Here is a 24,016-nt window from a genome sequence, read left to right as displayed (position 1 = left end):
GCGCAGGGCTACCCCCTCAACCCTGCGCCGGGTCCAGCCCCAGACTGTCGGCAATCGCGTCCCAAATCTGGGTTGCATGGCTGGCAACGCTCAGGTGACCGGCCCCCTCGACCAGCCGCATCTGCGCATGGTCCTGCCCGTCCAAGTAGCTGCGCAGCACGTCCGGCTCGGTGAAATGATCCTGCGTGCCATGTACAAACACAGTCGGCGTCCTGAGGCCGTTCACAAGGTTCGCGGATTCCTTGTGCACCAGTTCAAAATCCGACGCGATGCCGATCGTCGAATGGGCGTGGAGCGCCCGATACCAGCCAAACGCCTCCCCATATCCCACCTGACCGTTCAGCGCCTGCACGTCGGTGTCACTGGCGCTGAACAGTTTGCGCAGCACAAACCGCGTCGTGCGATCATTGGAAAACACCCGCTGCTGGAACTGCGCGCTCAGCCGTTTGTACATGCCGTTATGGGTGGCGAGTTTGCGCAGACCGTCCAGAAATTTCGCAGCCGGAGATGTCGCCTCGCGGCGATGATCCATCAGGTTGATTGAGGTGACGACAAGGCGGGCAAAGCAGTGCGGGTCGCGTTGCAACATCAGCATCGCATAAAATGCGCCACTGGAATGGCACAGCACGTCCACCGGCCCCGCCCACGTCTTTTCCATAAAGGCCAGCAGATCGTCGATGGTCTGGTCGATCAGCGTCCCTTCGCCAAAGGCTGACGCGCAGGCCTGATCGTCGAGATATCCCGCGCGCACCGGGATCACCAAGCGGATGTTTTTGCGCAGCAAGGCCTCCTGCGCATTCAGGAGCAGAAAGGGAAACAGGTATCCGTGCAGAACCAGCAGCGGCTTGCCATCCACCGGCCCCATTTCCCAGATGCGGATCAAACGCCCGGTCTGCAAACGCTGCGTTGACAGGCGGATCGGCTCCCGCAGGTGGTCCGCCGTAAAGGCATCAATAACGCGGCTTTGGTCCGGGTCCTGTTCACACAGATACATGATGTGCACCAGCTGACTGATCAGCATCCGCACGGTTTCCGACTGACTGGCACAGCCCAGCTTGCTCATCGCGCGCTTCAGGTGGCTGCGCTTTGTTTCGATGGACACGCCATCCTCGCGCGCGGCACCTGTTGGGTTCAGCCCCGCGACCAACTGAAACACCACGACCTTTTCGGCGGGGGTCAGCTGGCATTGGCGGTTGAACAGGTCAAAGACCTCGTGAAACAGCGCCCGCGTGATCAACACCGTCCGCAGCGTGTTGCGCTTTGCGCCCCTGTCGGACACGGCGGTGAACGGAACGCACCAATGGAACCCGTCCTGCGTGCCCGCGGGCACGACCCCCCCGGCCTGCAAGTCCTGCCGGGCGGCGATGTCGTTCATTTCGGCGATTTCGGGATGCGCGCTAGGGTCCAGTACGCTGACCGTCTCCATGGTGCGCGCGTTGGAAATACCGGCACGGACAAAGCCCATGTCAGGCTGAAACTCCGCCCAGACGATCCGTTCCGAAATGGGTTCTTGTTCCTGATCGTATTGCGCAATCATCTCGCGATGCAGCAGCACGGATTCCTTGCTGGGCGCGAGCGAGAAAACGTCGCGCAGCGTATCATCCAAGTCTTTCGGATCGGTTCGCACAAGGCAGCTCGTATGCGGTCAGACTTGCGCCACACTATCCGAAATTGCCGAAAAATCACATAAAGTAGCGCTCACATCCCGGTACTTTGTGCCCTTGCCCGCGCGCCATCCCGCACAGGTAGCAAAAAGCGCAACCCGCGGTCGTGCCGTTAGGCGTCTTGGCGTGCAAGGCCCCGCAGCGGCGTCACCGCATTGTCCGGCCCGATATGGATGACCCCAGCCAAAGGGCCGTTCAACCCGCCCGCAGTGCCCTGTTCGCGCAGCAGCGACGCAGGCCCCGAGGTCGCCCGCGCAATGGCGTGCTCCGGATCGTCGCCCACGGCATCCACCATGACAGACAGCGCACGCGGCATGTCCAGATCCGCCCCGGCCAGTGTGCCATCCTCCAGCGTGAGACGTTGCGCCCGGCGCAGCACGCGCCGCCCGTTCAACTCGAAACTATCGATGTCGGAGCCTGCCGTCGCCATCGCATCCGTCACGAGAAAGATCTTGTCGGCGGCACGCTTGGCCGACAGGGCGATGCGGATCATCGCTGGGTGCACATGTATGCCGTCCGCGATCAAACCCGCGTGCACGTCGTCCCGTTCCAGCGCGGCACCAACAAGCCCCGGTTCCCGGTTGCCCAGCTGGCTCATCGCGTTGAACAGGTGCGTGACACAGCGCGCGCCCGCGTCAAACGCGGCCATGCACGTCCCGAACTGTGCATCCGTATGCCCCAGTGACACCACGATCCCCGCCTGCGCCATAGCGTTGATCTGCGCATGTGTCGTTGTCTCGGGGGCGACGGTGACCATCACGTTGGGCAACCGGTCCGCCGCCCCCAACAACAGTGACAGGTCCGCATCGTCCATCGGACGGATCAGGTCCTGGTCGTGCGCACCCTTGCGCGCCACCGACAGGTGCGGCCCTTCGAGGTGGATGCCGACAATGCCAGGCACCTGTTGTGCAATGGCCTGTTCCACGGCGCGGATCGCCGCATGTGTTCGCGCCCCGGTGTCCGTGATCAAAGTGGGCAAGAGGGCGACCGTCCCGGTGCTGGCATGTGCCGCTGCAATGGTGCGCAACGTCTCCACCGACTGATCATCGTTGAACATCACACCGCCGCCGCCATTGACCTGAAGGTCAACGAAACCGGGGGCGATCACGCCGCCGGACAGATCCCGTGTCGGACACCCCAAGGGCAGTGCGGCCCGGTCCACCACCCGGCAGGTGCCATCGCGCGCCACGACAACCGCATGATCCTGCAACAATCGGTGGCCATCATGGACCTGCGCACCGACAAAGGCTTGGGCGATGTCGGTCATACCGTCTCTGTCACCTTCTTGAGGTGACGCGGCGCATCCGGATTGATCCCGCGCGACGCAGCCGTGCGTTCGACCATGGCGTAAAAGCGCGCGATCAATGCAATCGGATCAGTAAGCGCATGGCCGGTCCGCACCGTGGGCAAGGGTGTGGCCCGCTGTACTTTGTCGCTTGTGGCAAACACCTGCGCGCCCTTGTCGGCAAGGGTGTCGGCCACATCGGCCAGCGCCTGTTCTGCCGCATCATTCGACGCCAGTGCAATGACGGGAAATCCGCCATCCACAATCGAGACCGGCCCGTGCAATACCTCTGCCGAGGAATAGGATTCTGCGTGAATCTGACAGGTTTCCTTGAACTTCAGTGCCGCTTCGTTCGAAATCGCATAGGCCGGCCCACGGCCAAGGCAGAAAATCGAATTGCGTGTGCCCAGCGCCGCGCGCGCAGCGTCCCAGTCGGTCTGTACCGCCTGCGCCAGCGCGCCCGGCAGGTCATGCACCGCCCGCAACAGTTCCGCATCCTGCTTGCACTCCGCCAGCAGCCAAATGCCCGCAACGGCGGAATTCACAAATGTCTTGGTCGCCGCAACGCTCAGCTCGGGTCCGGCGTGCAGGTTCAGCGTGTGGTCCGACACCTGCGCCAGATCGCTGTCCGGGTGGTTAGTGACCGCGATCGACAACGCACCAGAGGCCCGTGCCATACGCGCCATCTCAACGATGTCGGGGCTTTTGCCCGATTGCGAAACCGACAGACACACGCTGCCTGCAAGGTTCAGTTTGCGGTTGTAGATCGACGCGATGGACGGGCCAACGGACGCAATGGGCGTGCCCAGCAGCAACTCGGACGCATATTTCAGGTACGTCGCCACATGGTCCGAGGACCCGCGCGCGACGCTGACCATAAACCCCGGCGCGCGGTCGCGTATGGCGTCGGCGGCGCGGCGGATGTCATCGCCCCCTGCGTCCAGCAATCGCTCGACAGCGGTCGGAATTTCCAGCACCTCGCGGCGCATCTGTGTCTCAGGGGACGTCATGTGCGGTCCTGCTCCTTGGCAAGGCGAAGCTCAGCCACAAAGTTGTAGGCGTCCCCGCGATATATGGATTGCGTAAACTCAACGACCCGCCCATCCGCATGATAGGACGTGCGCTCAATCCGAAGGCCCGCCGTGCCCACATCGACGCCAAGCAACGTGGCATTGTCTTCCTGTAGGTTGATGGCAGAGATTTTTTGCAGCGCGCGCACCGGCCTGAACCCGGACTTATCCAGCACATCGTATAGCGAGGTTTCGACCAAAAGCGGGTTGGGCAGCACGTCGGTCGACAGGGATGCGCGTTCAATCGCCATGGGTTTGTCATCGGCGGTGCGCAGCCGCGCGATGCGCGACACAGAGGCGTCCGGCGTCAGCGCAAGCGCCAGCACCTCGTCCGGCGATGGCATAAAAATGCCGCGTTCCAGCCAGATGCTCGCCGAAGCCATACCGCGCCGCGACATGTCCTCACTGAACGAGGTCAGCCGGGACAGCGATTGCTCGATCTGCGGCGTATCAGAGGCCACGAATGATCCAGACCCCTGTTTCTGAACGATAATACCATCTTCGGCCAGTGCCTGTATGGCTTTGCGGACGGTGACACGCGACAGGTCTGTGATTGTCGCGATTTCCCGTTCCGGCGGCAGCGAACTGCCCGCTTTCAACAGGCCCTGATCCACCCCCTCGCTCAGCCGTCGGCGCAACTGCATATAGCGCGGGCCACCATCCGGCAGCAGCCAGTTGTCCGGTGCAAGAAACTCGACAATGCTCACGTCATGGCCCCTTGTGATTTGGCAAGCGCCAGCGCCCCGTCCAGCGCGTTTCCGGCGGCGGGGACGCGCCCGGACAGGTGGTCCGGCGGCAAATGGTCGGCGTAATGCGGGCCGACCCCGCCGCTCAGGCACAGCGGGTCGCCCGCGCGAAACCCAAGCGCCCGCAGGCTCTGCACCAGATGGTCCGCGCCTTGCGCGATAAGCTCATGCGCCCAAGCGTCGTCCGCCCGCGCCGCGTCGAAAATTACCGGCGCAAAGGCAGCATAGTCGCCGGGCTTGGCCGAAAAGCTAAAGGACGACAGCGCATTTGCGTCATCATCAAAAGAGCGGAGCAACTGGCGCGTCAGCGTGGTGTGCGCAAACACACCGTCATGGCAGAGCAGCACGTGCTCCAGCGCCGCGCGCCCCAACCATGCGCCAGAGGCCTGATCCGACAGGTAAAACCCCCAACCGCCCACATACCGGAACCGCCCGCCCACCGTCGCAGCCGCGATGGTTCCGGTCCCAACCGACAACAGGTATCCGTCCCGCCCGCCCAAGGCCCCGGTCACAGCCGTGGGCCGGTCATCGGTGACAACGATATGTTCAAACGGCATGGCCGATGCGATCCGAACCGCGTCCCGCGGCGTCTGCACCCCCGCCAGCCCCAGATGCGCCCGCGCACGGGCCAAGGCCTGCATTGAGATGCCTGCCTCCTGCGCCGCCGCTGCGACCGTCGCCAGCACATTGCGCACCGCAAGGGCCGCATCCGACGCCACGTTGGCACGCGCACCTTCGGCCCGCGCCAGCACGGCACCATTCATCGCGGAAATGGCAACGCGGCACCCCGTGCCGCCGCCATCAACGCCTACAATGTAGCTGTGTGCAGAATCAGACATATAATACCTTTATAATACCTATTGGCGGAATAACAGACCTATCGTATCTTTTACGCGCATTTTTCCCGCCACTCATCCACCGGCGTTGCGGAAAAAAGAAAGTGGTAGACAAAAGGTATCTTAAAGGTATTGTTCTTGGTCAAAGGGGATTCGTATGCTGCTGCCAGCCACCGAAAACGTTATGGACGGGGACGCAATCGACGCGTTGCTGCCGCAGGACGCGGTGGCGCGTATGGTTGACGTACAGCTTGACGCGGTCGAGGCGGTGCGCCGCGCCGCCGCCCCCATCAGCGACGCGGCGAACCTGCTGGCGCGCACCGTTCAGGACGGCAAATCCATCATCTACGCCGCCGCTGGAAGTTCCGGCCTGATGGCGCTGGCCGACGCCTGCGAACTGCCGGGCACCTTCGGCATTGCCCCGGAACAGATCCAGATACACATGGCCGGGGGGATCCCCATCGACGGGCGGATGCCCGGAGACACCGAAGACGACACAGATGCCGCGCGCGACGCCGCGCGCGCCGCGCAGCCCGGCGACGCAGTCATCGTGCTCAGCGCAAGCGGCACAACACCCTACGCGGTGCAGATGGCCCGTGCCGTCCGCGACGCCGGCGCGCGCGTCATCGGCATCGCCAACAATCCCGACACGGACCTGCTGAACGCTGCGGACATCGCCATCTGCCTGCAAACGCCACCCGAAGTCATCGCAGGATCGACGCGCATGGGCGCGGGCACTGCGCAAAAGGTGGCGTTGAACCTCATGTCTTCGCTCATGGGGGTCAAACTGGGCCACGTGTATGGCGGCATGATGGTCAATGTGGTGGCGGACAATGCAAAACTGCTGGACCGGTCCGCCCGCATGGTGGCCCGCATCGCAAATGTCGCCGATGCCGACGCCGCCCGCGCGCTGGCCGTGACGTCCGGCCACGTCAAACCCGCGACCCTTGTGGCCGCCGGGCTGTCACATGCCGACGCCAAGGCGCTGCTGCGGGCACATGACGGGCATTTGGGCCCGTGCCTGCACGCGATTGCACCGGAACACCAATGATTCAACTAGGGAGAACAAAATGACAAATTCCAAACTGATCGGCGCCTTGCTGGCCTCGACCGTGATCGCGGGGGCCGCCTCTGCCGAGGATGTGACGCTGACCATCGAAAGCTGGCGCAATGACGATCTGGCCATCTGGCAGAACGAGATCATCCCGGCATTCGAGGCTGAACATCCGGGCATCAAGCTGAACTTCACGCCCTCCGCCCCCGCAGAATACAACGCCGTCCTGAATTCCAAGCTGGACGCAGGGTCCGCCGGTGACATCATCACCTGCCGCCCCTTTGACGCGTCGCTGGCCCTGTTCGAGGCGGGACACCTCGCCGATATCAGCGACCTAGACGGCATGGCAAACTTCTCGCCCGTGGCCAAATCAGGCTGGAGCACGGATGACGCCGCCACGCAGTTCTGCGTGCCCATGGCGTCGGTGATCCACGGCTTTATCTACAACAAGGACGCCTTTGCCGAACTGGGCCTCGAAGAGCCCGCGACCGAGGCGGAATTCTTTGCCGCGCTCGACAAGATAAAGGAAGACGGCAGCTACATCCCCATGGCCATGGGCACCAATGACCAATGGGAAGCCGCGACCATGGGCTATAACAACATCGGCCCGAACTATTGGAAGGGCGAAGAAGGCCGCCTTGCCCTGCTCGCCGGTGATCAAAAGCTGACGGACGAGGCATGGGTCGCGCCCTACCGGCAACTGGCGAAATGGGGCGACTATCTGGGCGACGGGTTCGAGGCACAGACCTATCCCGACAGCCAGAACATCTTTACCCTTGGCCGTGCTGCGATCTATCCGACCGGCTCGTGGGAAATCTCGGGCTTCAACAACCTCGCTGATTTCGAGATGGGTGCGTTCTATCCGCCGGTCCAGAACGCAGGCGACACCTGCTATATCTCGGACCACACCGACATCGGCATCGGCATGAACGCCGCCACTGACAATCCCGAGGCAGCCAAGACCTTCCTCAACTGGGTCGGCTCGTCCGAGTTTGCGACGATCTTTGCCAATGCCCTGCCCGGCTTCTTCCCGCTGTCGGATGCGCCCGTGACGCTCGAAGACCCGCTGGCCCAAGAGTTCATCTCGTGGCGGGGCGAGTGCGAAAGCACGATCCGCTCCACGTATCAGGTCCTGTCGCGCGGCACGCCCAATCTCGAAAACGAGACATGGAATGCCTCCGTCGCGGTGATCAAGGGCGAGGAAAGCCCCGAAGACGCGGGCGCGCGGCTCCAAGAGGGTCTGGCCAGCTGGTACGCGCCCCAGCAATAAGGGTCACCTGACCCCGTTCCGTCCCGATGCGTCGGGGCGGGACATGCGCCCACAACCGGTCGTGGCACATCGCCCCACAACATTCGGCGCACCAATTCCCGTCTCATTGCGGCGCTGCAACGGACCTGCGCGGGCCAACAGGAGAGTTCCATGTCGGATCAACATCACCGCCCAAAATTCCGGTGGCATATCGTTGTCTTTCTGGCGCCTGCGGTGCTGGTTTACACCGCCGTGATGATCTATCCGCTGTTCAATACGCTGCGGCTGTCGCTGTTCACCGAGGTCGATCAGGAACGCGTCTATGTGGGCCTGCAAAACTTTCGCAGGCTGTTCGGGGAAACCGTCTGGTCCGATCAATTCTGGAACGCGCTTGGCAATAATTTCTGGTTCTTCGTCATCCACATGCTGGTGCAGAACCCCATCGGCATCGCGCTCGCCGCGATCCTGAGCCACCCGCGCCTGCGCTTTGCCGCCTTCTACCGCTCCGCCATCTTTATCCCGACAATCCTCAGCTTTGTAATCGTGGGCTTTGCATGGAAGCTGATCCTGTCGCCCATCTGGGGCATCGCGCCCGGTATGTTGGATGCGGTAGGGCTCAAGTCGCTCTATGCTCCATGGCTGGGCAAAGAAGCCTACGCCCTGACCACCCTGTCGCTGGTGTCGGTCTGGCAGTTTGTCGGCATCCCGATGATGCTGATCTATGCCGCCCTCCTGTCGATCCCGGACGAGATACTGGAGGCGGCAGAGGTCGAGGGGATCACCAGCCTCTCCGCCTTCTGGAAGATCAAGCTGCCGCTGATCCTGCCGTCGATCGGAATCATCTCGATCCTGACCTTTGTGGCCAATTTCAATGCCTTCGATCTGATCTATGCGGCGCAGGGTGCATTGGCGGGGCCTGATTTCAGCACCGATATCCTTGGCACCTTCATGTACCGCACCTTCTTTGGGTTTCAGTTGCAACTGGGGGACCCGCATATGGGGTCGACCATCGCATCGGCCATGTTCGCTATCATCCTCGTGGGGGTGTGCATTTATCTCTTTGGCATTCAAAGCCGGATGCGGAGGTATCAGTTCTGATGTCGATTGCACGCACCAACCGCTTCAACACCCTTGCCGCCCACGGCGCGCTCATCCTCTATACCCTGATCGCGCTGTTCCCGGTTTTTGTCATTGTCATCAACAGCTTCAAAAACCGCCGCGCGATTTTTCGCGAACCGCTGGCCATGCCCAATTCCGAGACGTTTTCACTGATCGGGTACGAAACCGTGCTGAAACAGGGGGATTTCTTTCTCTACTTCCAGAACTCGATGATTGTCACCGTCGGCTCGCTGTTCTTTATCCTGCTCTTTGGGGCCATGGCGGCCTTTGCGCTGGCTGAATACCGGTTCAAGGGCAATACGCTGATGGGCCTCTATCTGGCGCTCGGGATCATGATCCCGATCCGCATCGGCACCGTCGCCATTCTTGAGATGATGGTGCAGACCGGGCTGGTCAACACGCTCTGGGCGCTGATCCTTGTCTATACCGCCCAAGGCCTGCCGCTGGCGGTGTTCATTCTCAGCGAATTCATGCGGCAGGTCAGCGATGACCTGAAAAACGCAGGCCGTATCGACGGGTTGTCAGAATACCGCATCTTCTTTCAACTGGTGCTGCCGCTGGTGCGCCCGGCGATGGCGACCGTGGCCGTGTTTAACATGATCCCGATCTGGAATGACCTGTGGTTTCCGCTGATCCTCGCGCCCGCCGAAGAGGTCAAGACACTGACCCTTGGCAGTCAGGTGTTCATCGGGCAGTTCGTCACTGACTGGAACGCGGTGCTGTCGGCCCTGTCGCTGGCGATCCTGCCGGTCATGGCACTCTATGTGATCTTTTCGCGCCAGCTGATCCGGGGCATCACATCGGGGGCAGTCAAATGAGGGTCGTCGTCGCAGGACTTGGCAACATGGGCCGCAGCCACGCGCTGGCCTATCACGTCCACCCCGATGCCAAGATTGTCGGGCTGGTCAACCGGTCGGACGTGGCTTTGCCCGAGGCGTTGCGCGCCTACCCGCGCCTTGCGACCTTTGACGAAGGGCTGGCGCTTGGCCCCGATATCGTCTGCATCGCCACCTATTCCGACAGCCACGCCGACTATGCCATCCGCGCGATGGAGGCCGGTGCGCATGTGTTCGTGGAAAAGCCGCTGGCCACCACCGTTGCGGATGCCCGCCGGGTCGTGGCCGCAGCACAGGCCAACGGTCGCAAGCTGGTCGTCGGCTACATCCTGCGCCACCATTCCAGCTGGCAGCGGCTCATCGCCGAGGCGCGCGCGCTGGGTGGGCCGTATGTGTTTCGGATGAACCTCAACCAGCAGTCCGACGGTCCGACATGGGCCACCCACAAGGCGCTGATGGAAACCACGTCGCCCCTTGTGGACTGCGGCGTTCACTACGTCGATGTCATGTGCCAGATCACCGACGCCGCCCCCATCCGCGTCAGCGGCATGGGCCTGCGCCTGTCGGACGAGATTGCGCCCGACATGTACAATTACGGCCAGCTTCAGGTCTGGTTCAAAGACGGCTCTGTCGGCTGGTACGAGGCCGGGTGGGGGCCAATGATGTCCGAGACCGCCTTTTTCGTCAAAGACGTGGTGTCGCCCAACGGGTCCGTATCGATTACGGACGGCAACAAAGGGCAATCCGACGATGTGGACGGCCACACCGCCGTTGGCGCTATCCTTGTCCACCGGCCCGGCAACGACACCCTGATCAAGATGCCCGGCGAACCCGGCCACCAAGAGCTTTGCGACGCAGAGCAAGCGTTCCTGTTGAACGCGATTGCCCGCGACATGGACCTGACACGGCACATGTCCGACGCCGTGCAATCGCTGCGCATATGTCTGGCCGCGGATGAAAGCATCCGCACGTGCCGCCCGGTTGAGCTAGGAGACGTCCAATGACCGCCCTGACCCTTACAAATGTCTGCAAATCCTTTGGCGCGGTCGAGGTGCTCAGGGACATCAACCTGACCGTTGAGGACGGCGAATTCGTCGTCTTTGTCGGCCCCTCGGGTTGCGGAAAATCCACGCTTCTGCGGGTGATTGCGGGTTTGGAGGACGCAACCAGCGGCACCGTCAACATTGGCGGCGACGTGGTCAACGCCGTGCCCCCCGCCAAACGTGGCATCGCCATGGTGTTCCAGTCCTACGCGCTCTACCCGCATCTGAGCGTGCGCGACAACATGGCCCTTGGCCTCAGACAGGAACGGCAATCCAAATCGGTGATCGACGCCCGCGTCGACAAGGCCGTGCAGATGCTGGACCTCGGGGCCTATATCGACCGCCGCCCGTCCGATCTGTCCGGTGGGCAGCGCCAGCGGGTCGCCATTGGCCGCGCCATTGTCCGTGAACCCAAGCTGTTCCTCTTTGACGAGCCGCTGTCCAACCTCGACGCCGCCCTGCGTATGAACACCCGGATCGAGATCGCAGAACTGCACCGCACGCTGAGCGCGTCGATGATCTACGTTACCCACGATCAGACCGAGGCGATGACGCTGGCCGACAAAATCGTCGTGCTGCGCGATGGCCGGGTGGAACAGGTCGGCTCGCCCATGGAGCTTTACAACAACCCCGCCAACCGATTTGTGGCCGGGTTCCTTGGCTCACCGGCGATGAACTTTCTCGAACGGGCACCGCTGGACATCCCGCCCGGCGGCGCACTGGGCATTCGCCCCGAACATCTGCGCCCGACCAAAGGTGGCCGCATCTCGGGCAATGTGACCCATGTGGAACGTCTGGGCGGCGACACGAACCTGCTGGTCGCCACCGACCATGACGAGACGCTGACCGTGCGGCTCTTCGGACAGGACCCAACCCGCGTGGGCGCACAGATTGAACTCGATTTCGACGACACCAGCGCCTTTCGCTTCGATCAGGACAACTGCCGCGTCGCCTGAGACGCGGCTTTGCACCGTCAAACATACTTTTTTGTATGTTTGACTTGTCGCGCAGCATACAAAAAGGTATGTACCCATCGAATTTCGGAGGGTTGCGCCATGTCGCACATGTTTTTCTTGTCCGCCGGGGCGCTGTCTGCGTTGTGGCTTGTCGTTCATGTCATTGTCGGCGGGCGGCAGATCGCCCGGCCCCTTGTCAGCGCCACAGCGCTCAGCCCGGTGGTGCGCCACACGCAGTATCTGTGCTGGCACTTCACCACTGTCGCGATTGCCTGCATGGCGGGTTTCTTTCTGTGGGCCGCACATGCGGGTGACGCCACGCTGGCGGCGGCAGGCACGGCGCTGGCCACCGGCTTCTTTCTGGTTGGCGTCGCACTGGTTCCGGTCGTGCGCGAAACCTACAGCCGCTTGCCTCAAGGCTGGCTGTTTCTGCCCGTCGCCCTGCTGGGCCTGACCGGCCTGATGCAATGACCAGACGGCGGTTCAGCCGGGACGATTGGGTCGCCCTCGGGCTGGCCGAACTGTCGGCCAACGGGGCCGAAGCCGTCAAGCTGGAGGCGATCTGCGCCGCCGCCAACCTGACCCGGGGGTCGTTCTACCACCACTTTGCGGATCACGAATCCTTTCTGGTCGCGCTGGCCGATGCGTGGCACCGCACGCAAACACAGGACGTGGCCAGCGCCATCGACCCCGACGCGCCCGCCGCGCAACAGGATGCTGCACTGACAGAGGCCGCCATGGCCATCGACTACCGGCTGGAGCTTGGCATCCGCGAGGTCGGGCGGCGGCGCCCAGCGGTCGCACAGATCGTCAGGGACGCGGACGATCTCCGGCTGGATGTTCTCACATCGCTCTACTGCCAGCGCTTTGCGCTGGATGACGCGACGGCCCGGAACTGCGCCCATCTCGAATACGCCGCCTTTAGCGGGATTATCCTGCTGGACCCCGACATGGATCGTGACCGCCAGTTGGAACTGGCCGCACTTTACGACCGTATGATCCGCGCGGCGCTTGGCGGGGATGCACCAGCATGACGGCCATGCGGGCGTTGATGTGGCAACATATGTTTGCTTGGCGGTTGTCGCGCACCGCCGGAACCAAGGTGACACAGGCCCAATTGCAACAGCGGCTCGACCGACTGCCGCCTGTCCCGATGCCAGCGCAGGCGACCGGGCTGTTCCTGTGCATGGCGGTGCAAAACGTCCGCGCCGCAGTGACCCTATTGGAAGACGACGCAGCCCTGCCGACCCCTGCCGCTGTGGCCGCCGCGCGCGCGGCGCTGCCTTGGCCCGCCAAGGCCCTCTGCGGCGGCATAAAACCCGTCGCAGGCGCGGGCAGGCCATGTGGGCAGAATTGCCCCGTGCGCGACTATTTCTGGAACGCGGGCCGGTCAGACCTGACCGGCATCCTGTGCAGTGAACATGTTGACCGAACCGCCGCGCACGATGTCATGCCTTGGCGCAACGCCTTAGGCCGGATCAGGTGCTGACGCCCGGTGCCTCAAGTATCTGAACCCCGGAAATTCGCCAGCCATCCGGCGTTTGCGTCATCGCATAGGCCAGCAGGTGCACCGCACCCTCCGCATCCTCAATCCGCACAGTCTGAACATAGGACCCGCTCTGTTCCCGCAGATCGAGAAAGGTCACCTCGGACGGGCGCCACACCATCGGGTATCCGCGCCGCACCATGACGCCGAAATTTTCCGGCGTGCGAAAGATTTGCCGGATCGACGGCGCAGCAAAGGTAAAGGCCTGTTCAAAGTCATCAGCCTTGAACGCCTCGATCTGACCCGAAATCACGCCTTTGATTTCACTGTCCTGCGCCCAGACGCCGCCCGCGAGGCCGATCGCCAGAACCCATCCCAAAACCCATTTGTGCATCGATCCATCCTTGCTCGTGATCCAAGGATGGTAGCGCCGCGCCCGAGACGGGCAACCGGCGCACATGCAAGGCCGGGCAGAACAGGCGAAAAATGCGCTTGGTTCCACGCCTGCCGCTTGGGCAACAGCCCACGGTTTTCAAAACGCGGCTTGCCCGTGACCGCTGCGGGCGTCGCCCCGTGCAACCGGTGTTGTGCCTGTGTCGATACCGGGCGCATCGCAGGCCGCAAGGCCAGGATCCGCGCAGTATGCAATCGTCACAAAGGGTTAGCGCATGTCGTCTCTCTCTCGGACGTCACTTTGCACGTGGCTGCGCTGTCGATCAGGCCACCAGTTCACCGGCCAGCGCCTGATCAATCAACGCCACCGTTTCGTCCACACCATAAAGCGCGATGAACCCGCCAAAACGGGGACCTTGGGACGCGCCCAGCAGCACCTCGTACAGCGCAGTGAACCAGCCACGCAGCGGGTCAAACCGGTCGCGGCCCACGGCGTAGACCACCGATTGCAGCGCCTCATCCTCGACCGCTCCGTCATAGGCGACCAGTTCGGCACGCAACGCTTCCAGCGCCGCGCGCTCGGTGTCGGTGGGCAGGCGGTACACTTTCGCGGGTTTTACAAAGTCGTTGTAATAGGCCACCGCATGGCCCACGGCGCGGTCCATTCCGGGATGCGTGTCCGGCCCCGTGCCCGGCGCATAGCGCTGGATAAAGGCCCACAGCGTCGCCTTGTCCTCGGCCTGACTGACTGACGCGAGGTTCAGGAGCATGGCAAAGGGCACCACCATGTCGCTTTGCGGAACATCGCCCGAGTGGATGTGCCAGACCGGGTTCGCCGCGCGCCCCTTGTCGTCCTGACCCGCATAGGCGCGCAGTTGCTGGTGATATTCGTCCACCGCCTTGGGGATCACGTCAAAGAACATGCGCTTGGCCGTCTTTGGCTTTTGGTACATGAAATAGCTCAGCGACTCGGTCGAGGCATAGGTCAGCCATTCGTCGATGCTCACACCGTTGCCCGACGACTTGGAAATCTTCTGGCCCTGATCGTCGAGGAACAGCTCGTACGAGAAATGGTTGGGCGGGCGGGCACCCAGCGTCCGGCAGATCGCGTCATAGATCTTTTCGTTGGTTGCGTGTTCCTTGCCATACATCTCGAAGTCCACGCCAAGCGCCGCCCAGCGCGCGCCGAAATCCGGCTTCCACTGGAGCTTGACGTTGCCGCCCGTCACCGGCAGCGTCATCTCTTCGCCCTCGGGCGTGTCGAAGGTGACCGTGCCCGCGCCCGCATCCACATGCTTCATCGGCACATAAAGAACCCGCCCCGTCTCGGGATGGATCGGCAGGAAGATCGAATAGGTCGCCGCACGCTCTTCGCGCAGCGACTTCAGCATGATCGCCATCAGGTCGTCGTATTTCTCCGCACAGCGCAGCAGGGTCTCGTCGAACTGCCCCGAACGGTAGAATTCGCGGGCCGAGATGAACTCGTAATCAAACCCGAACGTATCAAGGAACCGCCGCAGCATCGCGTTGTTGTGGTGACCAAAACTTTCATGCGTGCCAAACGGGTCAGGCACACTGGTCAGCGGCATCTGCAAATGCGGCTCCAGCGTTTCCGGGTTGGGCACGTTGCCCGGCACTTTGCGCATCCCGTCCAGATCGTCCGAAAAACAGACCAGCTTGGTGGGAATGTCGGAAATCGCCTCAAACGCCCGACGCACCATCGTTGTCCGCGCCACCTCGCCAAAGGTGCCGATATGCGGCAGGCCCGACGGCCCGTAGCCCGTCTCGAACAGCACAAAGCCCTTTTCCGGCGGCGCCGCCTCATAGCGTTTGAGCAGCCGCCGCGCCTCTTCGAAAGGCCAGGCTTTGCTCGTCATCGCAGCGTCACGGAAATTCGACATCGGGGTGTCCTACATTCAGGCCCGGCACCATGCCGCAGCCACTTGCACCGCGCGGGGGCCCGCGTGATCCGGGCTTACCTATTGCGGGCGGTGCAAGGCGTCAATATTGAGGGACAAACGCCTTTGATCAGGAACGCAGCCCCATGTCGGACATCGAAACCCTTTCCCTTACCCCGCAGGACGCGCTGGTCGCGGTCATGGTCGCGGTGTCCGCCTCGGACGAGGACATTCGCACCGCCGAACTGGTCAAGATCAACTCAGCCGTCAACATGCTGCCCGTCTTTGCCGATTTCGACGCGGACCGCCTGCCGGTGGTCAGCCGGACCGTCTTTGACCTCTTTGAACAAGAGGACGGGCTCGACGCGCTCTTTGGTCTCGTGCGGGATGCGCTGCCGGAATACCTCTTTGAAACCGCCTATGCGCTGGCCTGCGATGTGGCCGCAGCCGACGGCACGCTGGACGAGGCTGAGCTGCGCCTGCTCGAAGAAATCCGCTATGAACTGAACATCGACCGCCTGCACGCCGCCGCCATCGAACGCGGCGCCCGTGCGCGGCACCTGACGGTTTGATCCACCGTGGCCCAAACCCTTGCACCGACGACTGCGTTTACCTTCCGCGTCACCCTCGCCGGTGACGTTCAGCCGGTACTGGCGCAGGGGGTGGAAGGTCTGGACAGCACGATGGACACCGAGCCGCTTGTTGAAGGTGGCGAAAACCGCTTTGTCCACAGTCTGCCGAAATCGCCAAGACACGCAAACCTCAAACTGAAACATATGGTGGCACCTGCAAATGGTCCGTTGGTGCAGTGGGTCCACCAGACGCTGCAAGGGAGTTTGACCGCTCCCATCGAACCCAAAACGGTCCACATCACGTTGCTCAACACGACGAACCAAGCCTTGGCGTCATGGACGGTGCGCACCGCCTATCCGGTCGGATGGAAGGCGGACAGTCTGGATTCGATGAAAAACGAACTGGCGGTTGATACCCTTGAACTGGCCTACCAAGAGATCACGCGGGACCCCACCGCACGGTGATCAATCCGATGCAGGCAGGGTAAAGCGTGGCTCAGCATCTGGTTTGACCGATGTGTCCCGCTCCCAGCCTTCATTTTCAACCGTCATGGACTGGATCAGGATGGCCGCCTCCCCATTGGCATCAAGGTCTGACACCGATTGAAATTCGGACACCCAGGCGTTGTAGACGTTGTAGGCCAATACCTTCTGGCCCGCCTCATTGTAGACTTCGATGGTCAGGTTCCTGCGGTGATCGGCCTGTGACATCTCGTCCGGGTCTGGCGGGGGCGTGTTGCGACGGTCAAACACCTTGTTCGCCCACGCCGTGAATGCCGGATCGTGGCACACGCCACGTTCCAGCGTGATGGGTCCGTATTCTGTCTGACCCGGCGCCAGATGCATCGCCGACGGATCGCCCCCCTCGCGGTGCCGGATCACAGATGTTGATCGGTTCAACGCAGAGACACGGCTGATGCCCGCAACATAAGTCGGTCTACCGTTCTGGTCCCATTTGATCTTGAATCGGAAATTCGGATAGGGCGTCAGCCGCTGCGGGGTCTCGAAAAAGGTGTTTTCTGACAATCGTTCACTCTCTGGTTCTGCTGGGCAACTGCGTGCGCACGCAGGCCCGGCACACGATGGTAACAGGCGGCGAGCGCTGCCTGAAAACCATGCACGCCGAAATCGTCGCCCGATGCACAAATAAGATTTGCACGACTCACAACAGCTTCCTATACGCCCGTCAGTCGCACAAGGCTGACATGGGAGAGCGCGGGGCACAGACACCCCGCCGCCGAAGGAGCAACGCCCCGGAAACTCTCAGGCACAAGGAACCGTGTCCGCCGCGCCCCTAGGGGCTTATGCGACGATCTGGAGAGTGGTCGGACCGCACGGTATCCGGCCCACCGAAGGAGAAAGCAGCGCGCCCGCGCCTGCGAAGCTCTCAGGTCACGCGACAGATGGGGACGCCTGCCCGGCATGGTGCCGGGGCTGCGTCCTGCGTCATCGCCGTGATTTTGGGAGGACCCCCAATGACCCATATCGCCGTTATCGGTGCCGGTATCACCGGCATCACCACTGCCTATGCGCTGGCGCGCCGCGGCTTTGCCGTCTCCGTGTTTGACCGCAACCGCTATGCCGCGATGGAGACATCCTTTGCCAATGGCGGGCAATTGTCAGCCTCCAACGCCGAGGTGTGGACACGTTGGGGCACCATCTTCAAAGGGCTCAAATGGATGCTGAAATCCGACGCGCCCCTGCTGGTGAACCCGCGCCCCTCGTGGCACAAGCTAAGCTGGATGGCCGAGTTCATGGGCAACATTCCCCATTACGAACGCAACACGATCGAAACCACGCGCCTCGCCATATCGGCGCGCGCGCACCTGATGGGGTTCGCCCGCGAGGTCGGGTTCACATTCGATTGCGAACAGCGCGGTATCCTGCACGTCTACAAAAAGCAGGCCGAATTTGACCATGCGCGCCGGGTGAACGACTTGCTGTCACAGGCAGGGCTTGACCGTCGCGAGGTCTCGGCCACCGAGGTGCAGGCGCTGGAACCGGCGCTCAAGACCGATACGCTGGGCGGGTTCTACACCGAAAGCGACTTTACCGGCGACATCCACCGCTACGCCCGTGCCCTTTCCGATGGCTGCGCGCGCATGGGGGTGGCGTTCCACTACAAATCCGACGTCACCCAGCTTTGCCACACCGGCACCGGCATCCGCCTCGGCTGGACCGAAGACGCGCGTGCCCGGCAACAGGATTTCGACGGCATCGTGGTCTGCGCCGGTGTCGGCAGCCGCGCCATCGGCGCGCGACTGGGTGACCGCATCAACATTTACCCGGTCAAGGGCTACTCCATCACCGTCAACCTCGATGACGCCGCCAGTCAGGCCGCAGCCCCGTGGGTCAGCCTGCTGGACGACGAGGCCAAGATCGTGACGTCCCGCTTGGGCAAGGGCCGCTTCCGCATCGCGGGCACCGCCGAGTTCAACGGCTACAACCTCGACATCCGCGACGACCGTATCCGCCCGCTGCGCCAATGGTGCGAGGCGTTCTTTCCCGACGTCTCCACCGAACATTGCGTGCCATGGGCGGGCCTGCGGCCCATGCTGCCCTCAATGATGCCGCGCGTGGGGCCAGGTGCCAAACCGGGTGTCTACTACAACACCGGCCACGGCCACCTCGGCTGGACCCTGTCTGCGGCCACCGCCGAAGCCACCGCCGACATCATCGACGCCCGCCGCATGAAGATCGCCGCCTGACGGCGCCCATCTTCTTCTGACCAAAAATACCACGGGGGGTCTGGGGGGCTGGCCCCCCAGCCGGTCGCCGCATGACCATGCGGCGACATCTAACTGCCGTAGAGCGCGCCCCAGCGCTCGATCAGCGCCTGCTGCATCGCCTTGGCCCGCCGGTTCCAGCCGCGCGCGCCCTGCGGGGCCTCGCGGTTGGCCTTGGAAATCCGCGACCGCGTCCGCTCATCCGCGCAAAAAATGGCAAAGGCCAGTTCGCGCCCGTCGCGCGCCGTCATATACCCCGCCAGACCCGACACAAAATTCAGCGTGCCCGTCTTGGCATGGACCTCAATGGGATGGGTCTTGATCACCTTCCGCTTGGCATCCCGCATCGCAAAAGGTTTGAGGATCGGGCGCAACCCGCGGTTACCATGCACCTTGACCAGCGCCTGCACCATACCCTCTGCGGTCATCTTGCTGTCTCCGCCCAGCCCCGAATGATCCACCAGCCGCGTGCCCTGCGCGCCCAGCGCGGACGCGGCCCACCGGCTCATCTCGCCTGCCGACGCCTTCAGGCTCGCCACTTTGCCTGTCCGCCTGAGCGTGGCGGCCATGCCCACCATTTCGGCGGTCAGGTTGGTCGAAAACCGCAGCATGTCGCGCAGGATCACCCGCAACTCGTCGCTTTGATGCACCGCCAGAACCGTGCCGCCGGGCGCGCGTTTGACCACCTTGGGGGGCTTCAGCACAATCCCCTGCGCCCGCATCAGCGTCTGGAACACGTCGCCCGCGTATAGCGCGGGATTGCGCACCGGCAGCCAACGCGCCCCGCCATTGCCCAGCGCGCCGCGCGCGACGGTCCACCGGTCAACCCCGCCGCTTTCGCTGTAGGAATAAACCGGAAGGCTCCGGTCCGCGATCTGCATCTTCGAGGTGTAGACCGCAGGCCGATACCGGTCCGACCGCGCGTCCATCGTCACCCCATAGCCACCACCCGACCGCTTCCACTCGAAATGCACCCGGTTGTAGTTCAGCGCGATGCCCGACACCGCCGGGCTGTAGCCCACGTGATCCGGCTGATCCCGGTCGATGGTCTTGGCATAGGGCAATAGGCCCTCCGCCACCATGAACCCGCCGCGCACCTCGCGGATACCCTTGTTCTTGAGCGCCTGCGCCAACGCGGCCAGCATATTGGTGTCCAGCGTCGGGTCTCCGCCCCCCACCAGCACCAGATCACCGCTGACCACACCGTTCGACACTGCCCCGGTGACCATCACACGGGTCTCAAACCGATGCGACGGGCCCAGCGCGTTCAACGCATAGAGCGCGGTCACGGCCTTGGCGACGCTCGCCGGGGGCGTGCCCACCTTGGTGTTCACACCTTCGAGGATCTGACCCGTCCGCGGGTCCGCCACGGCAAAGACGACGCGCCCGCCCAGATTGGCCTTGGCCACAATCGCCTCGGGTCCGGCCACGGCTTTCTTGAAATGATCGGCACCGCGCGCGACGGGGCGCAGCGACGCCGTGGGCGGTGCCGCCGACACCGTCTGGGCCACTCCGGCCCCCAGCAACCCCATAAACAATCGTCTCGAAAACCCGCGCACCATAGTCGCATCTAACCCCAGCGCGAATGGGCAAACAACCGCGCAATGCCCGCCCCGGATCACTTTTCCGCAGGCGCGCCCCAGTCCCCTGCCGCGCGGATCGCGCTTGAGGATTGCGGCGACATCGCCACGTTGACGAAACACCATGCGGGCGCGTCCACGCGGGACAGCATCTGGCTCGCCCGCCCCGCAATGCGGTACGGACGATAAAGCCGCGCCGCCGGGCTCATGCGCGCCGAAATCCGGTCATTGGGCCGGGCCAAGACGCCGACGGGGACGTTTTCCATGATCCATGTCCAGTCCTGCCAGCGGTGAAACTGAGCCAGATTGTCAGCCCCCATCAACCAGACGAACCGCACACCGGGATACCGCGCGCGCAGCGCGGCCAGCGTCTGCGCGGTGTAACGGGTGCCCAGTGTTGCCTCGATATCCGTCACCGTCACGCGCGGGTCACGCATCACCGCCCGTGCGCGCTCCATCCGGCGGGCCAGCGGCGCGGGGCCATGTTCCTTGAGCGGGTTGCCGGGGCTCACCAGCCACCACACACGGCCCAGACCAAACCGTTTCATCGCCTCGCGGGTGATGTGGACATGCCCCTCATGCGCCGGGTCAAAGGACCCGCCCAAAAGGCCGATCACCTGACCCGGTCTTGCAAAAGGAAATCCGCAACGCATAGTGGGGTTAAGACCAAACGCCCCGCGAAGGTCAAACAATTTCAGGGGCCTGAACGCGCAGTACACGCATGAGTTACGACGTCTATTTCCTGCCCAACGGCGCTGCACCGGACCTTCAGACCCTACAGGACTGGTTCGCCGGACGCCCCCATTTCACTGTGTCGGGCGGACAGAACGGATTTGCACAGGCCGAATACGAATACGCCGATACGGACGTGCATATGATCTTTGATCTTGGCGCGCCGGACACCGAAGATGATACCGCACCGCCGGGCACTGTGGCGATGCTGATCCTCAACTTCAACCGCCCGCTCCATTTTGCCTGCGTGGCCGCCCGGATCGTGTCCGACCTCATGCAGTCACACGACCTGCACATTTACGACCCCCAGACCGACAGCACCTTTGCCGGTCCGCTCGATCAGCTTGCCTTTGTGGCGCGCTACACCGACCACGCGCGCCGCGCGATGCAGGCGGTGACCGCACAACACCCCGATTTTCAGGCCCATACCCGGCCCGGCGCACTGATCCGGGCGGTGCATGACTGGAACGCGGGCCGCGCGGCGCGGGAGGATGCGCTGGATCAGGACTTTTTCGTGCCACAGGTCCAATGGTTTCTGGACAAGGACACCCCGCGCACATTCTTTGTCTGGAGCGATGCGACCATCACAATCAGCCCGGCCACGGACGCAGTGTTGATGATGCGCAATGAACTGACACCCAAACGCGGGCTCTTTGGCGGTTCCAAAGCATGGGTGAACCTCCTGTCCTGGGACGCATATTGCGACCTGTGTGGACCGGGGTTGGTGGAACGGCCCGACGGCACCTTTGCCCATGACTGGACACATGTTGATGCCCTGAACGCCCGCGTCGCCGCCTTTGACGCGACACCGGGATTTGCCCTGTCTGCCGCACGCAAGGAAGGGTTTATGATGCTGACCGCGTCGCAGGTGCTTGACGCGGAACTCTTTGGTTAAAGCGGCGTGACCGCGTCGCCCACGCGGATCAGGCCCGGTGTCACCACCTCCGCGCACCAGCCGCCATGGCCACGCACCGCGGCATAGCCACCGTGGCCAAACGCCCGCTCCATCTGGCTGCACGGGGCGCAGATCGTGGTGGGGCGCAGCACGGCGTTGCCCACCTGCACCTCTCGCGCCTTGAGACCGGCAAGATTGATGCCCTCCACCAGCAGGTTGCGCCGCAGCATCTCGGGCGGGACCGTCTCGCGCCCCAGAAAGGCGGCAATCACCGGCAGATGCTCGGCCTGCATCAGCGTGATTGCCCGTTTGCCCGCACGCCCCCGGTCGCCGGTCAGCCCGTCTTGCGTGACCTCGACCGTTTCGACCGCGGTGATGTCGGCCCCCCGCGCAGGCCGCAGGCCGATCCAGCACAGCGCACCGGACTGCGCCCAGCGGGCTATCATATCATGCAGGTCGCTCACCGTTCGTCGCGGGCCAATGCGCGTTCTTCGAGCGGGCTCAGGTCGGGCAATTGCTCCAGCGGATAGTTGGGGTACAGCACCCAGACGTCGTTTTCTGTTTCGCGGGTCAGCGGGCGCAGGGTGCCGCCCGGAAACGCGCGCGTGCGCAGCGCCAGCACAACATCCGACAGCACCGCCGGGTTGTCGCGGAAATAGGCGTGGCCAAAGCCGCCCCTGACCCCTTCGACACGGATGAAATGCACCAGCGCCTGCTTGCTCAGCAGTTCCAGTTCACCGGGCAGGAAATCTTCGTCCCGCAGCGCTCCCAGACGGGTCGACCGGGTCAGGTAGGCGGACAGGCGCAGCGCGCCGTCGCTTGGGTTGATGTACAGGTTGATCTGCTCGAACGCTTCGGAAAACCGCTCCGCCTGCAACCGCTGCCGCACGATCCCCACGTCAAGGTCAGGTGCGGCCATGATGAAGGTCCCGGTCTTGAGCGCCAGCTTGGGGTGCTGCCCGGACCCGCGGGCCTCAAGGATCATCTCGCGCAGGGCGGTCGTCACCACATCCGTGCCCCTTGAATGTGCGATGATGTCAATCTGCGAGACCTCCGGGATTTCCCCCAGCATCCGTAGAAATTCCTTGGTGTGATGCACCGAGAACGTGCCGGAATCGCGGTCCCGGAAATAACCCAGCGGCCCCGCCCCCGCACCCGCAGGCCATGTGAACGCAATCGGCACCGTGTTGCGCCCGGCAAAGTGCCACAGGTTCGCAATCGTGGTCAGGCCGTCCTCGAATTCATTGTTGAACCCGTGGACATAGACCATCAGCCTGTCATTCCCCGTCTCGCGGATCTGTGCTGCAATGGTGTCCTGAAACGCCTGTGTCTGCGCCTCGTACAGGGCCCGCACGCGCGGCAGGTGGCGCAACTGGCCGTCCACCCGCTCATAGGCCAGCGGCGTGCCGTTGAACCGCACGATCTCTTCGACCTCCGGCACCCACAGACGCGAGATGTTCTTGTCCGAATCCGCCCGGGTCCGGCTTAGCAACTCGGGCCAGTCCAGATCCTTGCCAAACCGCACCGTCGCGCGGCCAAACGCCATCGACGCGGACCGTTCCCGGCCATAGGACCCCGCCTCCGGTGCCCGGTCCGTCATAAAGAATATCGTTGGCTCCACCGTCCGCAGCGACGGGTGCACACGCTCTTCGGGATAGTTCAGACCGGTCCGGTACAGGTTCGGCGGCGGCGCCAGACCGATACCCACCTCACAGGCCACAAGCACCGCACACAGCAGGACAGCCAAAGCCACACGCATGATCCCTCGCCCTCCCCGTCTTTGCATCATCGTTCCGGCCACCATAGGCACGCACGGCCCACGTGGAAAGCCCGCCACAGCTGCGCCCGGATCACAATCCACGCCCCATTGCCCTTG

The 24,016-nt window shown here is 63.2% G+C and carries 25 protein-coding genes and 2 riboswitches; of the genes, 13 read left to right on the top strand and 12 right to left on the bottom strand.

The genetic code is table 11. From position 1 onward, the window contains the following. Positions 1 to 16: 16 nt before the first annotated feature. From Q1A85_RS04900 to Q1A85_RS04880, 5 genes are all read right to left on the bottom strand, one after another. A complete protein-coding gene (locus Q1A85_RS04900; RefSeq protein WP_299685898.1) occupies positions 17 to 1,606 on the bottom strand; it encodes an alpha/beta fold hydrolase in 1,590 nt (529 codons plus the stop codon). A gap of 170 nt (positions 1,607 to 1,776) precedes the next feature. Beyond that, on the bottom strand, positions 1,777 to 2,931 hold the full coding sequence (nagA, locus tag Q1A85_RS04895) for an N-acetylglucosamine-6-phosphate deacetylase (protein ID WP_299685895.1): 1,155 nt from the start codon (positions 2,929 to 2,931) through the stop codon (positions 1,777 to 1,779). Next, positions 2,928 to 3,959 carry an SIS domain-containing protein gene (locus Q1A85_RS04890; protein ID WP_299685892.1) on the bottom strand — a complete coding sequence of 344 codons (1,032 nt, stop codon included), beginning with the start codon at positions 3,957 to 3,959 and terminating at the stop codon, positions 2,928 to 2,930. The genes nagA and Q1A85_RS04890 overlap by 4 nt, the downstream gene beginning before the upstream one ends. After that, positions 3,956 to 4,726, bottom strand: coding sequence for a GntR family transcriptional regulator (locus tag Q1A85_RS04885; protein ID WP_299685889.1), 771 nt, complete (start codon positions 4,724 to 4,726; stop codon positions 3,956 to 3,958). Before Q1A85_RS04885 ends, Q1A85_RS04890 begins: the two co-directional genes overlap by 4 nt. Further along, positions 4,723 to 5,604 carry a BadF/BadG/BcrA/BcrD ATPase family protein gene (locus Q1A85_RS04880; protein WP_299685886.1) on the bottom strand — a complete coding sequence of 294 codons (882 nt, stop codon included), beginning with the start codon at positions 5,602 to 5,604 and terminating at the stop codon, positions 4,723 to 4,725. Before Q1A85_RS04880 ends, Q1A85_RS04885 begins: the two co-directional genes overlap by 4 nt. A 154-nt stretch (positions 5,605 to 5,758) precedes the next feature. Between Q1A85_RS04880 and Q1A85_RS04875 the strand changes: the two genes are divergently transcribed. From Q1A85_RS04875 to Q1A85_RS04835, 9 genes are all read left to right on the top strand, one after another. Beyond that, positions 5,759 to 6,652: an N-acetylmuramic acid 6-phosphate etherase gene (locus Q1A85_RS04875; protein WP_299685883.1), complete on the top strand. Its 894-nt coding sequence runs from the start codon at positions 5,759 to 5,761 to the stop codon at positions 6,650 to 6,652. Between the two features lie 19 nt (positions 6,653 to 6,671). Further along, positions 6,672 to 7,925: an ABC transporter substrate-binding protein gene (locus tag Q1A85_RS04870; RefSeq protein ID WP_299685880.1), complete on the top strand. Its 1,254-nt coding sequence runs from the start codon at positions 6,672 to 6,674 to the stop codon at positions 7,923 to 7,925. A gap of 150 nt (positions 7,926 to 8,075) precedes the next feature. Beyond that, on the top strand, positions 8,076 to 9,002 hold the full coding sequence (locus Q1A85_RS04865; RefSeq protein ID WP_299685877.1) for a sugar ABC transporter permease: 927 nt from the start codon (positions 8,076 to 8,078) through the stop codon (positions 9,000 to 9,002). Then, entirely contained in the window at positions 9,002 to 9,841 is an 840-nt protein-coding gene (locus Q1A85_RS04860; protein WP_299685874.1) for a carbohydrate ABC transporter permease, read from the top strand. The genes Q1A85_RS04865 and Q1A85_RS04860 overlap by 1 nt, the downstream gene beginning before the upstream one ends. Beyond that, entirely contained in the window at positions 9,838 to 10,863 is a 1,026-nt protein-coding gene (locus tag Q1A85_RS04855) for a Gfo/Idh/MocA family oxidoreductase (protein ID WP_299685871.1), read from the top strand. The genes Q1A85_RS04860 and Q1A85_RS04855 overlap by 4 nt, the downstream gene beginning before the upstream one ends. Continuing rightward, positions 10,860 to 11,858 (top strand): ABC transporter ATP-binding protein, encoded by a 999-nt coding sequence (locus Q1A85_RS04850; RefSeq protein WP_299685868.1) that lies wholly within the window; start codon positions 10,860 to 10,862, stop codon positions 11,856 to 11,858. Before Q1A85_RS04855 ends, Q1A85_RS04850 begins: the two co-directional genes overlap by 4 nt. A gap of 99 nt (positions 11,859 to 11,957) precedes the next feature. Continuing rightward, positions 11,958 to 12,329 carry a hypothetical protein gene (locus Q1A85_RS04845; RefSeq protein ID WP_299685865.1) on the top strand — a complete coding sequence of 124 codons (372 nt, stop codon included), beginning with the start codon at positions 11,958 to 11,960 and terminating at the stop codon, positions 12,327 to 12,329. After that, complete coding sequence (locus Q1A85_RS04840) at positions 12,326 to 12,892, top strand: TetR/AcrR family transcriptional regulator (RefSeq protein ID WP_299685862.1); 567 nt, start codon at positions 12,326 to 12,328, stop codon at positions 12,890 to 12,892. Before Q1A85_RS04845 ends, Q1A85_RS04840 begins: the two co-directional genes overlap by 4 nt. Next, positions 12,889 to 13,347, top strand: coding sequence for a hypothetical protein (locus Q1A85_RS04835; RefSeq protein WP_299685859.1), 459 nt, complete (start codon positions 12,889 to 12,891; stop codon positions 13,345 to 13,347). The genes Q1A85_RS04840 and Q1A85_RS04835 overlap by 4 nt, the downstream gene beginning before the upstream one ends. On the opposite strand, the gene Q1A85_RS04830 is transcribed toward Q1A85_RS04835, so the two are convergent. After that, positions 13,337 to 13,738 carry a DUF4864 domain-containing protein gene (locus tag Q1A85_RS04830; protein ID WP_299685856.1) on the bottom strand — a complete coding sequence of 134 codons (402 nt, stop codon included), beginning with the start codon at positions 13,736 to 13,738 and terminating at the stop codon, positions 13,337 to 13,339. The genes Q1A85_RS04835 and Q1A85_RS04830 overlap by 11 nt on opposite strands. 322 nt (positions 13,739 to 14,060) lie before the next feature. Next, positions 14,061 to 15,638: a lysine--tRNA ligase gene (locus tag Q1A85_RS04825; protein WP_299685853.1), complete on the bottom strand. Its 1,578-nt coding sequence runs from the start codon at positions 15,636 to 15,638 to the stop codon at positions 14,061 to 14,063. A gap of 143 nt (positions 15,639 to 15,781) precedes the next feature. Here Q1A85_RS04825 and Q1A85_RS04820 point away from each other — a divergent pair, with 143 nt between their 5' ends. Together Q1A85_RS04820 and Q1A85_RS04815 are read left to right on the top strand one after the other, a co-directional pair. Further along, positions 15,782 to 16,207 carry a tellurite resistance TerB family protein gene (locus Q1A85_RS04820; protein WP_299685851.1) on the top strand — a complete coding sequence of 142 codons (426 nt, stop codon included), beginning with the start codon at positions 15,782 to 15,784 and terminating at the stop codon, positions 16,205 to 16,207. A gap of 6 nt (positions 16,208 to 16,213) precedes the next feature. Then, entirely contained in the window at positions 16,214 to 16,672 is a 459-nt protein-coding gene (locus Q1A85_RS04815; protein ID WP_299685848.1) for a phage tail protein, read from the top strand. Here Q1A85_RS04815 and Q1A85_RS04810 read toward each other — a convergent pair whose 3' ends face one another. After that, positions 16,673 to 17,233, bottom strand: a complete 561-nt coding sequence (locus Q1A85_RS04810) for a phage tail protein (protein ID WP_299685845.1) — start codon at positions 17,231 to 17,233, stop codon at positions 16,673 to 16,675. Between the two features lie 170 nt (positions 17,234 to 17,403). Beyond that, positions 17,404 to 17,497, top strand: a riboswitch (glycine riboswitch). Positions 17,498 to 17,511: 14 nt separating this feature from the next. After that, positions 17,512 to 17,620, top strand: a riboswitch (glycine riboswitch). 62 nt (positions 17,621 to 17,682) lie between these two features. On the opposite strand from Q1A85_RS04810, the gene Q1A85_RS04805 reads away from it, so the two are divergent. Beyond that, on the top strand, positions 17,683 to 18,915 hold the full coding sequence (locus Q1A85_RS04805; protein ID WP_299685842.1) for a D-amino acid dehydrogenase: 1,233 nt from the start codon (positions 17,683 to 17,685) through the stop codon (positions 18,913 to 18,915). An 89-nt stretch (positions 18,916 to 19,004) separates the two neighbouring features. On the opposite strand, the gene dacB is transcribed toward Q1A85_RS04805, so the two are convergent. Next, complete coding sequence (gene dacB, locus Q1A85_RS04800) at positions 19,005 to 20,465, bottom strand: D-alanyl-D-alanine carboxypeptidase/D-alanyl-D-alanine-endopeptidase (protein ID WP_299685840.1); 1,461 nt, start codon at positions 20,463 to 20,465, stop codon at positions 19,005 to 19,007. Between the two features lie 86 nt (positions 20,466 to 20,551). Further along, entirely contained in the window at positions 20,552 to 21,166 is a 615-nt protein-coding gene (locus Q1A85_RS04795) for a nicotinate-nucleotide adenylyltransferase (protein ID WP_299685838.1), read from the bottom strand. 68 nt (positions 21,167 to 21,234) lie between these two features. On the opposite strand from Q1A85_RS04795, the gene Q1A85_RS04790 reads away from it, so the two are divergent. Further along, positions 21,235 to 22,140: a hypothetical protein gene (locus tag Q1A85_RS04790; RefSeq protein ID WP_299685836.1), complete on the top strand. Its 906-nt coding sequence runs from the start codon at positions 21,235 to 21,237 to the stop codon at positions 22,138 to 22,140. Here the strand turns inward: Q1A85_RS04790 and Q1A85_RS04785 are convergent. Next, positions 22,137 to 22,604 (bottom strand): MOSC domain-containing protein, encoded by a 468-nt coding sequence (locus Q1A85_RS04785; RefSeq protein ID WP_299685834.1) that lies wholly within the window; start codon positions 22,602 to 22,604, stop codon positions 22,137 to 22,139. The two genes, Q1A85_RS04790 and Q1A85_RS04785, sit on opposite strands and share 4 nt — an antisense overlap. Next, positions 22,601 to 23,899, bottom strand: coding sequence for an alpha/beta hydrolase (locus Q1A85_RS04780; RefSeq protein ID WP_299685832.1), 1,299 nt, complete (start codon positions 23,897 to 23,899; stop codon positions 22,601 to 22,603). The genes Q1A85_RS04785 and Q1A85_RS04780 overlap by 4 nt, the downstream gene beginning before the upstream one ends. Positions 23,900 to 24,016 lie beyond the last annotated feature (117 nt).

The organism is uncultured Tateyamaria sp. (genome assembly GCF_947503385.1).
Classification (GTDB): domain Bacteria; phylum Pseudomonadota; class Alphaproteobacteria; order Rhodobacterales; family Rhodobacteraceae; genus Tateyamaria.
This window is presented reverse-complemented; position numbering and strand designations above follow the sequence as displayed.

Bases quoted from the DNA above. Each gene is read 5' to 3' on its own strand.
- Q1A85_RS04870 (WP_299685880.1), top strand. From the start codon at position 6,672: ATGACAAATTCCAAACTGATCGGCGCCTTGCTGGCCTCGACCGTGATC.
- Q1A85_RS04795 (WP_299685838.1), bottom strand. From the start codon at position 21,166: ATGCGTTGCGGATTTCCTTTTGCAAGACCGGGTCAGGTGATCGGCCTT.
- Q1A85_RS04860 (WP_299685874.1), top strand. From the start codon at position 9,002: ATGTCGATTGCACGCACCAACCGCTTCAACACCCTTGCCGCCCACGGC.
- Q1A85_RS04850 (WP_299685868.1), top strand. From the start codon at position 10,860: ATGACCGCCCTGACCCTTACAAATGTCTGCAAATCCTTTGGCGCGGTC.
- Q1A85_RS04840 (WP_299685862.1), top strand. From the start codon at position 12,326: ATGACCAGACGGCGGTTCAGCCGGGACGATTGGGTCGCCCTCGGGCTG.
- Q1A85_RS04880 (WP_299685886.1), bottom strand. From the start codon at position 5,604: ATGTCTGATTCTGCACACAGCTACATTGTAGGCGTTGATGGCGGCGGC.
- Q1A85_RS04845 (WP_299685865.1), top strand. From the start codon at position 11,958: ATGTCGCACATGTTTTTCTTGTCCGCCGGGGCGCTGTCTGCGTTGTGG.
- Q1A85_RS04835 (WP_299685859.1), top strand. From the start codon at position 12,889: ATGACGGCCATGCGGGCGTTGATGTGGCAACATATGTTTGCTTGGCGG.
- Q1A85_RS04820 (WP_299685851.1), top strand. From the start codon at position 15,782: ATGTCGGACATCGAAACCCTTTCCCTTACCCCGCAGGACGCGCTGGTC.
- Q1A85_RS04805 (WP_299685842.1), top strand. From the start codon at position 17,683: ATGACCCATATCGCCGTTATCGGTGCCGGTATCACCGGCATCACCACT.
- dacB (WP_299685840.1), bottom strand. From the start codon at position 20,465: ATGGGGTTGCTGGGGGCCGGAGTGGCCCAGACGGTGTCGGCGGCACCG.
- nagA (WP_299685895.1), bottom strand. From the start codon at position 2,931: ATGACCGACATCGCCCAAGCCTTTGTCGGTGCGCAGGTCCATGATGGC.
- Q1A85_RS04865 (WP_299685877.1), top strand. From the start codon at position 8,076: ATGTCGGATCAACATCACCGCCCAAAATTCCGGTGGCATATCGTTGTC.
- Q1A85_RS04875 (WP_299685883.1), top strand. From the start codon at position 5,759: ATGCTGCTGCCAGCCACCGAAAACGTTATGGACGGGGACGCAATCGAC.
- Q1A85_RS04780 (WP_299685832.1), bottom strand. From the start codon at position 23,899: ATGCGTGTGGCTTTGGCTGTCCTGCTGTGTGCGGTGCTTGTGGCCTGT.
- Q1A85_RS04825 (WP_299685853.1), bottom strand. From the start codon at position 15,638: ATGTCGAATTTCCGTGACGCTGCGATGACGAGCAAAGCCTGGCCTTTC.
- Q1A85_RS04790 (WP_299685836.1), top strand. From the start codon at position 21,235: ATGAGTTACGACGTCTATTTCCTGCCCAACGGCGCTGCACCGGACCTT.
- Q1A85_RS04890 (WP_299685892.1), bottom strand. From the start codon at position 3,959: ATGACGTCCCCTGAGACACAGATGCGCCGCGAGGTGCTGGAAATTCCG.
- Q1A85_RS04830 (WP_299685856.1), bottom strand. From the start codon at position 13,738: ATGCACAAATGGGTTTTGGGATGGGTTCTGGCGATCGGCCTCGCGGGC.
- Q1A85_RS04855 (WP_299685871.1), top strand. From the start codon at position 9,838: ATGAGGGTCGTCGTCGCAGGACTTGGCAACATGGGCCGCAGCCACGCG.